Annotated in this window: 12 protein-coding genes; 4 read left to right on the top strand and 8 right to left on the bottom strand. The window is 48.6% G+C overall.

What is annotated here, in order from left to right:
• Window positions 1-168: 168 nt before the first annotated feature.
• The 7 genes from HJG54_RS30210 to HJG54_RS30180 form a co-directional block, all read right to left on the bottom strand.
• Window positions 169-342, bottom strand: a complete 174-nt coding sequence (locus HJG54_RS30210; protein ID WP_316436819.1) for a hypothetical protein — start codon at window positions 340-342, stop codon at window positions 169-171.
• Between the two features lie 66 nt (window positions 343-408).
• The gene (locus HJG54_RS30205) at window positions 409-1578 is read right to left on the bottom strand and encodes a zinc-dependent alcohol dehydrogenase (RefSeq protein ID WP_316436817.1); all 1170 of its coding nucleotides are present in this window, start codon (window positions 1576-1578) and stop codon (window positions 409-411) included.
• Window positions 1579-1601: 23 nt separating this feature from the next.
• Window positions 1602-2048 (bottom strand): DUF4383 domain-containing protein, encoded by a 447-nt coding sequence (locus HJG54_RS30200; RefSeq protein ID WP_316436815.1) that lies wholly within the window; start codon window positions 2046-2048, stop codon window positions 1602-1604.
• A gap of 269 nt (window positions 2049-2317) precedes the next feature.
• Complete coding sequence (locus HJG54_RS30195; protein ID WP_316436814.1) at window positions 2318-3457, bottom strand: ABC transporter ATP-binding protein; 1140 nt, start codon at window positions 3455-3457, stop codon at window positions 2318-2320.
• Between the two features lie 165 nt (window positions 3458-3622).
• On the bottom strand, window positions 3623-4501 hold the full coding sequence (locus HJG54_RS30190; RefSeq protein WP_316436813.1) for a carbohydrate ABC transporter permease: 879 nt from the start codon (window positions 4499-4501) through the stop codon (window positions 3623-3625).
• 3 nt (window positions 4502-4504) lie between these two features.
• Complete coding sequence (locus HJG54_RS30185) at window positions 4505-5410, bottom strand: carbohydrate ABC transporter permease (RefSeq protein WP_036010626.1); 906 nt, start codon at window positions 5408-5410, stop codon at window positions 4505-4507.
• Between the two features lie 10 nt (window positions 5411-5420).
• A complete protein-coding gene (locus HJG54_RS30180; RefSeq protein ID WP_316436812.1) occupies window positions 5421-6743 on the bottom strand; it encodes an ABC transporter substrate-binding protein in 1323 nt (440 codons plus the stop codon).
• A gap of 1501 nt (window positions 6744-8244) precedes the next feature.
• Here HJG54_RS30180 and HJG54_RS30175 point away from each other — a divergent pair.
• The 4 genes from HJG54_RS30175 (at window position 8245) to HJG54_RS30160 (ending at window position 13456) form a co-directional block, all read left to right on the top strand.
• A complete protein-coding gene (locus HJG54_RS30175) occupies window positions 8245-9708 on the top strand; it encodes an iron uptake porin (RefSeq protein ID WP_316436811.1) in 1464 nt (487 codons plus the stop codon).
• 802 nt (window positions 9709-10510) lie between these two features.
• Window positions 10511-10837 (top strand): hypothetical protein, encoded by a 327-nt coding sequence (locus HJG54_RS30170; protein ID WP_316436810.1) that lies wholly within the window; start codon window positions 10511-10513, stop codon window positions 10835-10837.
• A gap of 669 nt (window positions 10838-11506) precedes the next feature.
• Entirely contained in the window at window positions 11507-12418 is a 912-nt protein-coding gene (locus tag HJG54_RS30165; protein ID WP_316436809.1) for a manganese catalase family protein, read from the top strand.
• Between the two features lie 666 nt (window positions 12419-13084).
• A complete protein-coding gene (locus tag HJG54_RS30160) occupies window positions 13085-13456 on the top strand; it encodes a WGxxGxxG family protein (protein ID WP_316436808.1) in 372 nt (123 codons plus the stop codon).
• A gap of 344 nt (window positions 13457-13800) precedes the next feature.
• Here HJG54_RS30160 and HJG54_RS30155 read toward each other — a convergent pair whose 3' ends face one another.
• Window positions 13801-14226 carry a hypothetical protein gene (locus HJG54_RS30155; protein WP_316436807.1) on the bottom strand — a complete coding sequence of 142 codons (426 nt, stop codon included), beginning with the start codon at window positions 14224-14226 and terminating at the stop codon, window positions 13801-13803.
• Window positions 14227-14903 lie beyond the last annotated feature (677 nt).

Genomic DNA, 14903 nt, shown 5'->3' with positions numbered 1-14903 from the left:
CTTACAGAAGGGGGGAACCGGGCACAGTGGTTTGAAGTCCCCCTTATCAAGGGGGATTTAGGGGGATCAATCCAAGTCTAGTGATCCAAACGAATTCATTTTCGATCGACTGAAACTAAACGTTATGAACGTTTTAGGAGGAACAATCGGATATTTATTACTCACCGATTAGTGAGTAATACCGTGATAAGCGCTGACTGCTAATAGAATAATTATGAGAACACCAATCGTGATACTAGCGAGATACAAAAATGAAGGCTTTTTCGGTAATGGCGTTTCGCTATCTCGCTGTACCCCAGTCGGTTGGGGCGCATTGGGATTAAAGGATTCTTCCGGTTTCATAGTTCTTTGCGGATAAGAGGGTTGAATTTCAAACTAGAAAAACATCGACTGATCCGGGAACGCTACTCAGGGTCTAAGCAACACTTTGATGCAGTTGTCCTGCTTGTGCTTAAACATTTCGAAGCCCTGTTTGGTTTGTTCCAGCGGCAACTGGTGAGTGAACACCTGCGATGGATCGATTTTTCCCTGCTCGACTAGATCTACCAGCATTGGGATATATTTCTGCCCAAACATCTGGCCCATGCGGAACGTCAAGCCCTTATTGAAGGCCGCACCCATCGGCAGCTTATCGACAAAGCCACTGTAAACCCCCATCACCGATAGGGTACCGCCCTTGCGACAGGCTACCATCATTTGGCGCAGCACATGGGGACGATCCGTTTCCAACCGCACCGCTTGCTTAGCTTTGTCATAAAGCCCTTCAGCGCCCATGCCATGCGCTTCCAGGCCAACCGCATCAATACAGGCATCGGGACCACGTCCGCCAGTCATTTCCTTGAGAGCTTCACCAGCATCTACTTCTTCGTAGTTAATTGGTTCTGCTTTGGCAAACCGCTGAGCCAATGCCAGCCGCTCTGGAACTCGATCAATCGCAATCACCCGTTCGGCTCCCAGCAGTTGAGCGCTCAGCATCGCGAACTGGCCGACTGGACCAGCACCCCACACCGCCACGATGTCCCCAGGTTGAATATTGCATAGCTCTGCGCCCATGTAACCAGTTGGAAACGCATCCGAAATGGGCAGAATCTTTTCATCGGGAATGCCATTGGGGACGCGAATTGCACCATAGTCAGCAAAGGGAATCCGAATATATTCGGCAAACGACCCGGCATAGCCACCGAACAGATGAGAGTAGCCAAAAATACCAGAGGTGCTAAAGCCGAACAAAGGCTCCTGCATCCAACCATTCGGATTCGAGTTATCGCAGAGCGACCACATTTGCTGCGAGCAAAAATAGCATTGACCACAGCCAATGATTGAAGACACCACGACTCGGTCGCCCCGCTTCAGTTTCCGCACTTCTGGCCCCACTTCCACGATCTCGCCCATGAATTCGTGCCCCATGATATCGCCGGCCTGCATCGTGGGAATATAGCCATCGTAGATATGCAGATCGGAACCGCAAATCGTTGTGGCGGTAACTTTGAGAATCGCATCGCGCGGATTCAGAATTTTGGGATCGGCAACCGTTTCTACACGCACATCATGGGCACCGTGCCAGCAAACTGCTTTCATTAATATGCTCCTAGCTTATGCTTCTAACTGGCTACCCGACCTTTATCTTCTGGCCCCACGTCAATTCCAGATACCTTGATAAAGCCAAAGTAGGCCGCAATCGCTGCCGTAGCCAAATTCAGCAGCACATTGCCGCCGAAGATTGGCATCAAGCCAAAGGTGGTGCCAGCGCCAGGAAGCAGGCCCATCACCGCAATCAAGCTATACAGAATTGCAAACGCCTGACAATACAAGATAGCGCTTTTGGGAGTACGAGCTGAAGTAACGCCCCAGACGCCTACTGCGATATGCACTAAGTTATGCACTAGATTGGTCGGAAACAAACCAAATAAATAGCCATAGCCTGTATTCACTATCAGTTCTGGATCAGGCTGAGTTGGAGGTATACTGACCATACCTGGAACAAAACCAAGTATGCCAATGGCAATAAAGAAGATACCACTAAACAGGGCAAAATTACGTGCTGACATTGTCGTTTCCTTAACTTAATGAAGTCAAATCGTGTGTTAACGGATATAACTCCGTTTTAGACTTGATTCCTTCAACATACCGATTTGCCGATTTGCCAACCTCTGTCGGGTGAAAGGAGAAATGTTAAGCTAATTGGTATCCGTTATAGTAGCGCCACTCCAGATACAACCCTATAAACACACCGTATACCCAGAAAAGGGCACCCCAAAGAGCGCCCTTTTACCTACCGAGTTTTACTTGTCCTTAAGGCTTAGCGTATCAACCGTCACTAGGTTGAGCGGATATCTAGCTGTTGGGTTTGGGGGTGGGCTGTTGGTATCTGCAGTGGTTCCGAGAATAGACGCTCTCCCGTCTCCACATCAAACCAATGGATATGTTCCGACGGCAATGCTAAAGTAATCATTTCTTCGCGCCAAGCGCGATCGCTAGGAATTAAAGCACGCAGTGTCACATTCTCTGCACCTCTGATGCGGATGCTGACCAAATTACTCATGCCTAAATTCTCCATCAGAATGACTTTACCCTGCACCGTTTGGGTATCCCCATTCACATCCGAATTGGCTAACTCTACATGCTCTGGACGGATACCCAGCGTGATCCTAGCCGGTGGGGTTGCACCCGTGGGCAGAGGAATCCGATAGTCGCCTAACACAGCGGCACCCCGGTCACAGTTCAAGTCGAGCAGATTCATTTGGGGACTGCCGATAAAGCCAGCCACAAATCGATTCGCCGGATGAGTATAGATGCGGCGCGGTGGATCGAGCTGTTGCAGATAGCCATCATTCAGTACGGCCACTTTCGAGGAGAGCGTCATCGCTTCGGTTTGGTCGTGGGTAACATAAACCACCGGCGTATGCAACGATTCAAAAATTTGCTTCAGTTCGGCTCGCACCTGTTCCCGCAATAGGGCATCCAAGTTACTCAACGGCTCATCCAGCAAGAAGACTTCCGGTTGCCGCACCAAGGCCCGACCCAGCGCGACTCGCTGCCGCTGTCCGCCTGAGAGCTGTCCTGGTTTGCGCTCCATCAAGCTATCCAAGCCCAAAAAACCACTTACCTCTGCAATGCGGCGACGAATTTCTTCCGAATGCATTTTGCGCAGCTTTAGTCCAGATGCCAGGTTATCGTACACGGTCATATGCGGATAAAGTGCATAGCTCTGAAACACCATCGCGATATTCCGATCGCCCGGTGCTGCATAGGTAACTTTTTTATCGCCAATCACAATATCACCGCGAGTTGGCTGTTCTAGTCCAGCAATCATCCGCAGCGTCGTGGATTTACCACAGCCCGAAGGACCTAGAAGAGTTAAAAACTCATCATTATCCACATCCAGACTCAAATCTTTAACTGGAATTACTTTGGGACTGTAGGTTTTGTTCAGGTGTCGGAGTTCAAGTTTAGCCATGATCGTTAGGAAGTTTTGAGTTTTGAGTTTTAAGTTTGGAGTTTGGGTATTAGTAGGGGCGAAGCATATGCTGATAAATTTATCTGACTCTGCTATGGACTATTTGGCAAATGCTTCGCCCTTACGTTGGGCCATAGCCTTGCCATAGGGTCAGCCAGAGCCACATCATCCTTTCACCGCACCTGCCGTTAGACCTTGCACAATTCGACGTTGGAACAGCAGCACCAAGATCACCAGCGGCAAAGTACCCACGACCGTCGCGGCGGCCAAGGCACCGTAGGGAATCTCAAACACGGCAGTACCGCTGATCTGGGCCACGGCAACCGGAATGGTTTTCATCGACTCGCGCGTAATGAAAGTGAGGGCAAAGATGAATTCATTCCAGGCGGCGATAAAGGCGAGAATGCCGGTCGTGACGAGGGCCGGAGTGGTGAGAGGCAGCAAGATCTGCACCAGCATCTGCCAGGTGTTGTAGCCATCTACTTTGGCCGAGTCTTCCAGGTCGCGGGGTAACTGCTGAAAGAAACTGCGCATCACCAGAATCGTCAACGGAATATTGATTGCCGTGTAGGGGATGATCAGCGCCAGATAGTTATTTGCTAGCCCAGTAGCTCGAACAATTTCCAGCAGACCAATGAACAGCAGAATGTAGGGAAACAGCGTTACGATCAGCACCAGCGCTAGAATAAACCGTTCACCCGGCACTCGCAGCCGTGCTAGTGCATAGGCCGCCGGAGTACCCAAGGCTAAACACAGCAGCGTAGACGTGGCTGCCACAAAAAAGCTGTTTAGCATGTAGTTGAGAAACGGACGCCGGTTGAAAATTTCGATATAGTGTTGCAGTGTAAATTGGCGGGGAAAGTAAACGTTAGGAATCGCGGCAATATCAGCGTTTACTTTAATCGACGTCAATACCTGCCACAGAATTGGCGCTAGGCTGAACACCACAACGAATATTACACCAATCGTCAGCAATACTTTGCGCAGTGAAAAGGCGCGATCGGTTTTGGCCGCAGGATAGGCAGACGGATGGGTCGTGGTCATGGGTTATCCTCTCAGGGCAGTACGAGTTTTCGACAGCAAGACGGCAGCCAAGGCAACCGCCAAAATCAGCACCAGGAAGGTAATCACCACCAACGCTGCGCCATAGCCGAAATCTAGATAGCGCATGATTGTGGCATAGACATAAATAGAGACGGTTTCCGTTGCACCTGCTGGGCCACCGCCTGTCATGACCGCAATCAAATCGAAAATCCCGAAGGCTTGAGCAAACCGGAATAGCGAAGCGATCAGGATCTGGGGCATTAGCAGCGGCAGGGTAATTTGCCGAAAACTCTGCCAAGCAGATGCGCCATCAATGGCATGAGCCTCATACAGATCTTCGGGAATCGACTGTAATCCAGCCAGCAGCAAGATGCTGATAAACGGCGTGGTTTTCCAGACATCAGCGGCAATCACCGACATCATCGCTAAAGTCGGTTCCCCCAACCAGTTAATACCCTGACCTTCGGGAATAATGTTCAACCGCATCAGAATGTCATTCCACACACCAAACTCCGCGTTGAAAATCCAGGCCCAGGTAGTAGCAATCAACGCCGTGGGTAACGCCCAGGGAATAATCGCAATTGTCCGTACTGTGCTGCGCCCCCGAAACGCCTGATTGAGCACTAGCGCAATTGCCATGCCCAGAATCAACTCTAGAATCAGCGAGCTAATGGTGAAGACCGTAGTGTTGATGATACTTTGCCAAAAGCGGCCATCCTGGGCCATCCGCCCATAGTTTTCTAAGCCTGAAAACACCGGCTGTAGCTCGGTACCCAGGTTTTGGGTAAACAGGCTCAACCAGAAAGACCGCAGAATGGGATAGGCATAGACCAAGAGCAGCACCAGCAGTGCCGGAATCAATAATATCCAGCCCGTCCGCTGTTCTCTTGCCCGAATCGTGTCCGTCATGGGGTTCTCCTTAGGATGGGGCATAGCGTTTCAGAAGGGTGCGCGTTTCTTCAGCCGCCGCTCGCATCGCCTGTTCCGGCTCCATTCGATTAGTCAGTGCGGCACTCAGGTAGCGCTGAAGGATATCAGAGGCTTGGGCATATTGAGCCACTGGAGGCCGCAATACGGCACTTTCCGCCACTTCCAACATGTCGGGGAAATAGGGATACTCCTGCACGATTTGTGGATCGGTGTAGAGCGAGCGACGGGATGGCAAATAACCATTCTTCAACACCAGATTGCGCTGAGCTTCGGTGCTAGAGTAATACTCAACTACCCGCCAAGCCGCATCCACATTGGGAGAAGACCTGGCAATACCCAATCCCCAACCGCCTAAACAGCCAGCACTCTCTTGATTCGGAGCGTGAACCATTGGCTTAATCCCAACTTTGCCTTTGATTGGCGAATCTTCTGAATTAGTCAAAGGCAAAGCATAGGGCCAGTTGCGCATGAATACCGCCTCTCCGTTCTGGAACAATCGGCGCGCTTCTTCTTCTTGATAGGTCGTCACACCCGGAGGCGAAACGCCCTGACTGATTGTACTGCGGAGGAATTCAATCGCCTTCAGGGTTTCGGGTCGATCGAGGCCAACTTCTCTAGTTTCGGGATTGATCCAAAAACCACCTGAGCCGGCGAGCACCTCTAGAAACATGGCCGAAAGCCCTTCATATTGGCGACCCTGCCAGACATAGCCCCAATTGGCCACATCAGAGTCTTGTAGCTGCTGCGAGACTTGAATCAGATCGGCAAAGGTTTCGGGCGGTTCGACACCGGCCTGTTGCAGCAGATCTTCTCGGTAGTAGAGTAAGCCAGCGTCTGTGCGAATCGGCATCCGATAGAGTTTGTCATCGTAACGACTGCCTTCTACATCAGCAGGTAGAAAATCGGCTAAATCAGCTTGGGTGACTCGATCCGATAAATCCAGCAGCCATCCAGCTGCCGCAAACTTGGGCAACCAGACAATATCCATCATCACCAGATCGTAAGGTGAACCGCCCAGCAGAAACGATGACGTATAGAGGTCCTCAATTAGGTTAGAGGCATTCGGTCCCTCGATTACGTCAACTTTAATATCAGGATTTTTGGCTTCAAATGCTTCAATAATGTGGCGCTCTTGAGCCGCATCTAAAGCGGATGTCAGCATTGTGACATGCACCGGCTGCTGTGAAAATGCCACGCTGGCAAATAGGATACCCAAACAAACCGTAACCGCGACTCCAACCCAGCGCCAGCGATGAAATAGCCAATGTGAGAAAAGCCGACGCAGTCTACGAATCAATAGATGAACATTCATGGTTCCCTAATAACAAACGAAATAAATCACCCTAATGCGAAACTTCACCACTCTGAAACCAGAATGGAGCAAAGGCAATTTTGTTAATTTATGAACCGCTAGCATTTACTCTACTTTTCAAACAGGTAAATGCAGTCGCGTAACACAGGATGGAGTTTATATCAAAGATATTACTGCTCTACCAAATATCAAATCTATGATAGTGGTGGAGCAATTGAGATTTGAACTTGATGCTAACTTGACAAGATCAAACACAATATATGAAACTTAGAAAAATTGTTTGTAAGTGTTAACAATTTTTCATCGTCGCTGTTTTATATCTATGGATACAAGCCCCTACAATCTATAAGTTACGATGATTAATTTTCCAATTACTTCTATCAATAGACATAGACTAAAAGTTAAGAAATATAACCTGTTTCTTGCCTGGTTGTAGCATATTTAGCAAGATTTCTTTAGATTCAATTCACTCTTGAGATAGAGAAATAATAAAAAAAATCAATATAGGGTCAGTATAGATTGCAGTATAAATTGCATTAGAAGCAAAGAAAAAGCATTACATCTGCTCTCTGATTCTTATCAAGTTTTACATACCTAAGAACCTAAGCGTAAGCGAGGATTCTGAGCCTATTTTAGGCAGCTTGATTGGGTGGACCGTGCCACTTGATCAAACAAGTTTTTCTATAGGTTCTTGGTTCATCAACTAATCGCTAATCTTGCCTCAATTGCAGCCGCTTGTGGATCGTACATAGACCACTTATGAACGGTTGAGTTGTCACAATGCTTAATAGTATTTTGAGTTAAGTTAGAGCGTTTAGGTTGATATTTTATTGATGCTGTATCAATTTTTTGATCACAGCTTGATGAACAAATTAATGTACATATAAATGTACAGATATGGGTCAGGTATGAGTAAGTATGAGCTAAGTGAGAGCAGGCGCTCTAATGCTAGATCATTGCTTTAATCTGCTTAATTCTAATCCTCATTGGCTTCCAACTCATGCGTTTCTGCTAAATCACTAATTACCTCAAATCGCTAAATCAAAAAATGAAGATAGTTCTAAAGTTACAGTACTCATGCTTACTGAGTGCTTCGCTTGCCTTAATCGGTGGACTACCCTGTTTCGCTGCAACAATTGAGTTGGATGCGGCAAATTCTCCAGTAGCCCTTGCTCCGGCTAACGCTATTTCAGATGCGCCTACTTCCGTAGATCTAAAGTCCTCTGCTGAAGCGTTTAGCAAATCAGTTAGCCCGGTGGCTGCCTCGCGACACGCGGATTTCTTATCAGCTTCGTTGGGGGAATCTCTGTCAGAATCTCTCTTGCCTGAACCTGTCCCCACAGAAACCAGGATGCCGGTAGTGCAACTAGGAGAATCCGTACAATTAGCGCAATCAACAGCTAGTGTTACTACAGAAACTGCCACAGAGACTGCTACAGGGACTACTACAGGGACTACTACAGGGACTACTACACAAACTACAGGGGCTGGGGTTAATAGTTTGTCAATTCCCTCCAGTATCGGCCAGGTCACATCCGTAGATCAGTTGTCCGATGTGCAGCCAACTGACTGGGCTTATCAGGCATTGCAATCCTTGGTAGAACGCTATGGCTGTATCGTAGGCTATCCCGATCAGACCTATCGCGGCAATCGTGCTCTCAGTCGCTACGAGTTCGCCGCCGGCCTCAACGCCTGTTTGGATCGGATCAGCGAACTCATTGCGGCCAGCACGGCCAACTTCGCGACTCAAGAAGACCTGGCGACGCTGCAACGCCTGCAAGAAGAATTTGCGGCAGAACTCACAGCCCTGCGCGGACGGGTCGATACGCTAGAAGCCCGCACAGCCGAACTAGAAGCCAACCAGTTCTCGACTACTACCAAGCTCGAAGGTGAGACCATTTTTGGCCTGATTGGAGTGGCAGCTGGCGACAGTGCCGACGGTGAAGATGCGCCCCGCAATCCGACGTTTGGCTATCGGGTGCGGCTAAATCTGCAAACCAGCTTCACCGGCGAAGATCTGCTCACAACTCGGCTCCAGGCCAGCAACGTTGAGCCGCTGGGCGGCACCAATAGCGGTGTTCTGGGCACCAACGAAGGCCGAATTGAATTTGACGGCGACAGTGAGAATGAAGTCAATCTGGCCTTGCTGCGCTATGTGTTTCCAGTGGGCGAAAATACCAACATCTATCTCGCCGGTACAGGCAACGGCTTTGTGGATCTGGATGCCTCAAGTCAGCTGACGCCCTATCTAGACGGCACAGCCGTTTCCCTCTTTGCATTGCGCAACCCAATTTACAACTACTCAGGCGGCACAGGCTTTGGCCTCCGGCATTTCTTCGGCGATGTAGTCGAGTTAAACCTGGGCTATCTGGTGCCAGATGCAGGAGATCCTTCCCCCGGTCGCGGCTTGTTTAACGGCAAATACGGAGCATTGGGGCAAGTCATTGTCTATCCCAGCGACAGCATCCGCCTCGGTTTCACCTACATCAACTCCTACAGCCCCACTGAGGCCGACTTTGGCTTAGCCACGGGGAGTAACCTGGCCAATAGCGACTTTGACCGTCCAGTAGTCACCAACTCCTATGGCATCTCCGGCACAATTGATATCACCGATTGGCTGGCGATTGGCGGTTGGGTTGGCTATTCCCATCATCGCTATATTGGGCGTGGGGATGGCGATGTTTGGACTTGGGCCGGTAGCTTATCGTTCCCCGATTTGGGTGGCGAAGGGAATATCGGCGGGCTGTTCGTGGGCATGGAACCGCGCTTAGCTCGAATTGACAGCAGTGTCAACGATGGAGAAGCCGATCCCGACACCTCGCTTCACATCGAAGCCTTCTACCGCTATCGCCTCACCGACAATATCGATATTACTCCAGGGGTGATTTGGCTCACCGCTCCCAACCACAACGCTGAGAACGATGATGTGATCATCGGTGTCGTGCGGACTCGCTTCTTCTTCTAGGTATTGCTTAGCGACTCTGCTCAAGTCATTTCAAGTCATTGATCCAGCCTTTTCCAGGCTAATGAAGTACAAAAAATGGGGTACAGGGGCACGGCCCCTGCGTGGGAGCTTTGCCCCCCACCCCTCGTACCTTACCAGAGCGGAAAAAGCTGTAGCTGTGCCTTTGGATTAGGTCTGGATCAAGGGAAGCTGCAGTAGAAGAAGTTCATCAGCATCTCGTCCTGGCCTGATGCAACCCCAAGCTAATGGGCTTGTATAACATGTACTCAGTAGCAGCCTACATGAGCAACCTACATGGAGTAGAGAAAATTTGTTAGTATAAAGATTGTATTAGCTTGTATTAGCCGCATCATAAGGACCGATACGACTCTAACAAGCGTACAGCTGAAAAGCAAATATTAAATCGCCAATAGTCTAAACCACTAATAACCGTGAGTGGCGCTTGCGGTGGCATATGTGGTAACCTTTACAGGGCTAACTATTGAAGTGAACTGAAAAGCCTTCAGTCTGTCTGTGTCCCTTGGCTCAAACAAACTCAGGGAAGACGTTGAGCAGTGTTCTGCTCTCTGTAGTGCTGTCTTTTTCTCGATATAGCTTTTCCCCGACATAGCTTTTCCCCGAATATAGAGGGAACAGTAAGGACTGAAGCAGGTTTAAATCTATTCTAGGGCTGACCTAGCACAGGTTTATTTAAGCTACAAAGTTACATAGGATGCTACATAGAATAGTATCCATGAGAATGCACGACATGAGAGTGCATCAAGTGACTTGTTAAATGCCCTGATGGACTTCCAGGAGCAGGTTGAGTAAAGACTTGCTCAATCAACGTTTGAAAATCGCAAAACAACCGCAAAACAATCGCAAAACAACTACAAAACAAGAATCAACACCTATGTCTTCGTATAATCTTTTTTCTACAGCGCATTCCGTAACACAACAGCCTACAGTGCCGTTAGCTATGAGGAAACAAATTACATCAAGCCAAACAACCCTACTTCCAACCAGACAGCAGCTGGAACAGTTTTTGCAAATCCAAGGTTCGATCAAAAAGCTGGAGAAACTGTCTACTTGGGAACAAATTCAGCTTACCCATGCCTACCAGAATTGGGTGGGAAAGCGGGGAGTTTAACCAGCTATTCAGAAGCTGTGCAAGAATGCCCCCCTAGCCCCCAAAGTTGGCTACGGTGTCCACACAAGTCGAAGATCCCCCCTAACCCCCCTTAAATAAAAGGGAAGAGGCACAGCCTGTGCGCAGCACCTACCAATCGGGGATTGAAGTCCCCCTTATCCTACGCCGAAGGCGCATCCCCGTAGGGGTTTAGGGGGGATTATAGCCCTGCGGGCATCTCAGAAAAGGGGGATCACCCCTTGCAATGAGTCGCGATCGAGATCGGTATACACGGTAGCCAAAGTTGGGGAACCCGCTCATAGCTCTTCAAAGTCCCCAGTCTTGGGGGTTCGGGGGCAGCGAAGGCTTGGACATCTCTGCCAGTATGCTCCTGCCTGCATTCTCTAACCCCGCCGAGCTTCTGAATGAATTAATCAGGTGATCGCAAATACACTGCTTCTTACCTTCGCTTACTCAGATTGAGATAGCGAAAATTCCTCAATTTCAACATTTAGTCGCCCTTAGGATTGAGTTTTCCTATGGTCTCTCCTGCGGTTGATTTAGCAACTATTTTCAAACGTTAGAAAAGCAAGTAGCGAAAACCTAATGCTCTATTTTGTTGCCTGCTTATCACAGGCATCCTTGCAGCATTGTCCAAGCTCTGTTTGAAGTTGAATTGAGGTAACTTCGATGTTTTATCATGCAAAACAGTTGCAGTATTTTACTCCACCTGCCAAGCCTGATGCCGCCTACGCTAAAAAGCTACAGGAACTGGTTGGCGGTGCTTTTGGTGAAATGACTGTGATGATGCAGTATCTCTTCCAAGGTTGGAATTGCCGAGGCCCTGCTAAATACCGCGATATGCTACTAGACATCGGCACTGAGGAAATCGGTCACGTCGAGATGCTGGCTACAATGATCGCCTATCTACTTGATAAAGCACCGATCAAAATGCAAGAGAATGGTGCCAAAGATCCGGTAGTGGGTGCCGTGATGGGAGGTAGTAATCCCAGAGAAGTGATTACCGACACGATCAATGCTGCAATGAATCCGCAGCATGGCATTGTGTCAGGTGGCGGTGCTATGCCGGCTGATAGCGTTGGCTTTCCCTGGAATGGTCGCTTTATTGTTGCCAGCGGCAACCTGTTGGCCGATTTTCGCTCTAATCTGCATGCCGAGTCTCAGGGTTTGATGCAGGCGGTACGACTGTATGAAATGACCGACGATCCAGGCGTGAGAGACCACCTCAGCTTCATGATCGCCCGCGATACGATGCATCAAAACCAGTGGTTAGCAGCCATTGAAGATTTGCAAGCTGAAGGCTTTGAAGATGTAGTGGTTCCCAAAGTTGCTTACGAATATGGCAAGAACGAACATGCCTATCAGTTCTGGAACCATTCCGAAGGCGAAGAGAGTGGCGAGGGCCGCTGGGCCAAAGGGCAAACCCCCGATGGCAAAGGCGAATTTCAGTATGTTGCCAAGCCCCAACCCCTGAGCGAAGAGCATTTGCCGCCTCCAGGCGATCCGCGCTTACATGGAACTAATGCTATTCCGGAAGGCCAGCCGATGCAGCCATCTTCCAAGTCATCCTCTAAAAAGTAGAGCAGTTTGCTCAGATACAGCGTTTTTCATTCATGTGAGGTGTAGGGGGTGTGGAGGCTTCGCCCCCACGCAGGGGCGCTAGCACCCCGTTTTTCGTACTTCACTAGCCTGAAAAAGGCTGTAGATAGGTGGCAAGCTAACGTTGCCTCTCTGACAGTTGGCTAAGCTAACTTGAAAACTGGTGGGAATATGAAGCGGTTGCCTTTGTTGCTCAACCCAGGGCAATCGCTCCATATCCAGCTAAAACTGTTTAGCCTAGAATACAGCTTTAGTTAATGGTGGCTATATCAAAAGTTAGGTATAGCTCTGACCTTAGCGTAGATAAATCCAAAGTTAGATATGAAACCGGATTTTCTAGCGCAAACTAAAAGCAGAATCGCGATTCCGTTGGATTGCTGCATCGGCTAAAGTCCACCAGCTTCTGAGCAAGAACCAATCAACTAACTCAATCAACTGAGTCATCCTTAATAACCGGGTTATCTTTTTGGCGACTAAAGTTTTGGCAACTAAAGTTGGCAGCTAAAGTATCCCATTCCTTCTGTCTGTTTTTCAATTGATTGCTCATCTCTTAGACCCGAAAGATGGGCAGCAAGTGCTCAAAAAACGAGTACTCAACTAACCAGTAAGAAATCATCTCTACTCTGTAGAAGCAAGGAGAACTTCCTCATGAAAATATCTAAGCTCGCTAAGCCATTCTGGATCAGTGCCATCGCGATGAGCCTCCTCACAGCACCTCTAGCCCTCTCTGGTTCTGCTCAAACCGGAACTGGAACTGCTCCAGACACTACTGGCACCACCGGCACGACAGGTACAACCGGAACTACTACCACGGTTCCGGGGGCAACGGGTACTACCACCTCTCCAGATACCACCACAACTGTGGAAGATGACAACGATGGATTTGACTGGGGATTGCTGGGACTCATTGGTTTGCTTGGTCTAGCAGGCTTAGCTCGTAAACCAGAAGAGCGGGTTCGCTATCGTGACCCAGCCGATGTAGACCCTGCTTCCACAACTCGTCCAGACTACCGACGCTAATGTTACGCTGATTCCACGCTGATAACAACAGTTCGATAACAGGGGAAAAGACCAGAGAATAGCTTTTGCTACTCTGGTCTTTATTGTTTTTTCCTTGTTGCTGTGAAATTTATGAACGGCAAATTCTAAGTGAATCTATCTTCTTTCTAGGATGCACGACAGAGCTAAAAGATGAGGGAGTTAGCAGGCTGGCAGGAAACGAAACTCCAAACAATCATTCCTATTCAGGAACGCCAGACGTTGTTACCAGAGCGCCTTAACTCTTGTATCTAGCCCCGTTGGTGTAGTGTAACCTTCCTGTGCCTGGGCAGTTTCTTGGGGCCTGCCACGGAAGCAACTACAGCCTAATCAGCATCTTCTTGCGGACTGTCTTCAGGAAGTTGCTCTAACAAGTCTTGCAGCAGTTGTGTTTCAGACTGATCGGCTGAAGGCTGGGCATCTGCGCGCGACTGCATGACTCGCTTCAGGTTGGCTCGCACTAAGCCAATTTGGTAGGAATTGAAAGAAATTTCTACAGGCTGGTTGGTTTCCGGAGTTTCCTCCCAAGCCTGTACTTTTGACTGAAGCTCCTGCTCAATAGTCTGGACCAGCTGACGCGCTGACTCATAATCATCAGTTCCATAAGTCAACAGGTTTTCTTCCTGCTGACTGCCATTTGAGTCAAATGCTCCAGCTTGTTTTTGGTTCTCTAAATCAGCAATAGCCTGATTCGCAGCTTGCTGCATCAGCTTGAGTTGCTGTTGGTTAACAACGAGAGGAAAGGCATCCATAACAGTTTAGTCCGATAAGTCCGACATAAAAACTCCAATCACCTTATCCACTTCTCGACCAACCAGCATCTATCATTCGGTAACCTTTACCAAAATCCAAGGAAAAGGTTGGCAAGTTAGATTCATCTGCGGTTAGCAGTTGCATGGGTTGTTGCACGGGATGGAACAGTTGTTGGGGTCACCGAGTAATTCGCATGTGATGAAAAATAGTCAGGGCAGTTAATTGCCTCTTCTGTCAGAGCGCTATGAGGATGGACTGGACATTTAAGATAGTAGCTGTCTGTAAAAAATAAACAGTTAGAGCAGGGAATTTGGTGGAGTTGTTTTGTCTGTTTAATGGTGTCTCGAACAATAGCCCACAGGCTCCACACTGCTGTTGAAATAAATCCCCATGCTGCAAACGCAAAAAACCAATGCATACTTTCATCTCCTGATTTCCGTGCCTAATTCATACTCACCATCGAGCCAACAGGTCACAGCAGCAATTCCAAACCCGTTCTCTACTTGTTCTCCACCTTAAGGATTGATAATCCCGTAGTAGATAGCCATCACAAACAGCGAACTCAGCAGTGCTGCTACTACCAAAACCCTGAAGTTGAATATGAAACTAAATATACGCACGTGTTTTTTCATCTATATATAGCCTCTCTTCTATTACTTCAAAATGCTTTGAAACT

This window comes from Leptolyngbya sp. NK1-12 (genome assembly GCF_032598965.1).
In the GTDB taxonomy this organism is placed as follows: Bacteria; Cyanobacteriota; Cyanobacteriia; order Elainellales; family Elainellaceae; genus Elainella.
This window is presented reverse-complemented; position numbering and strand designations above follow the sequence as displayed.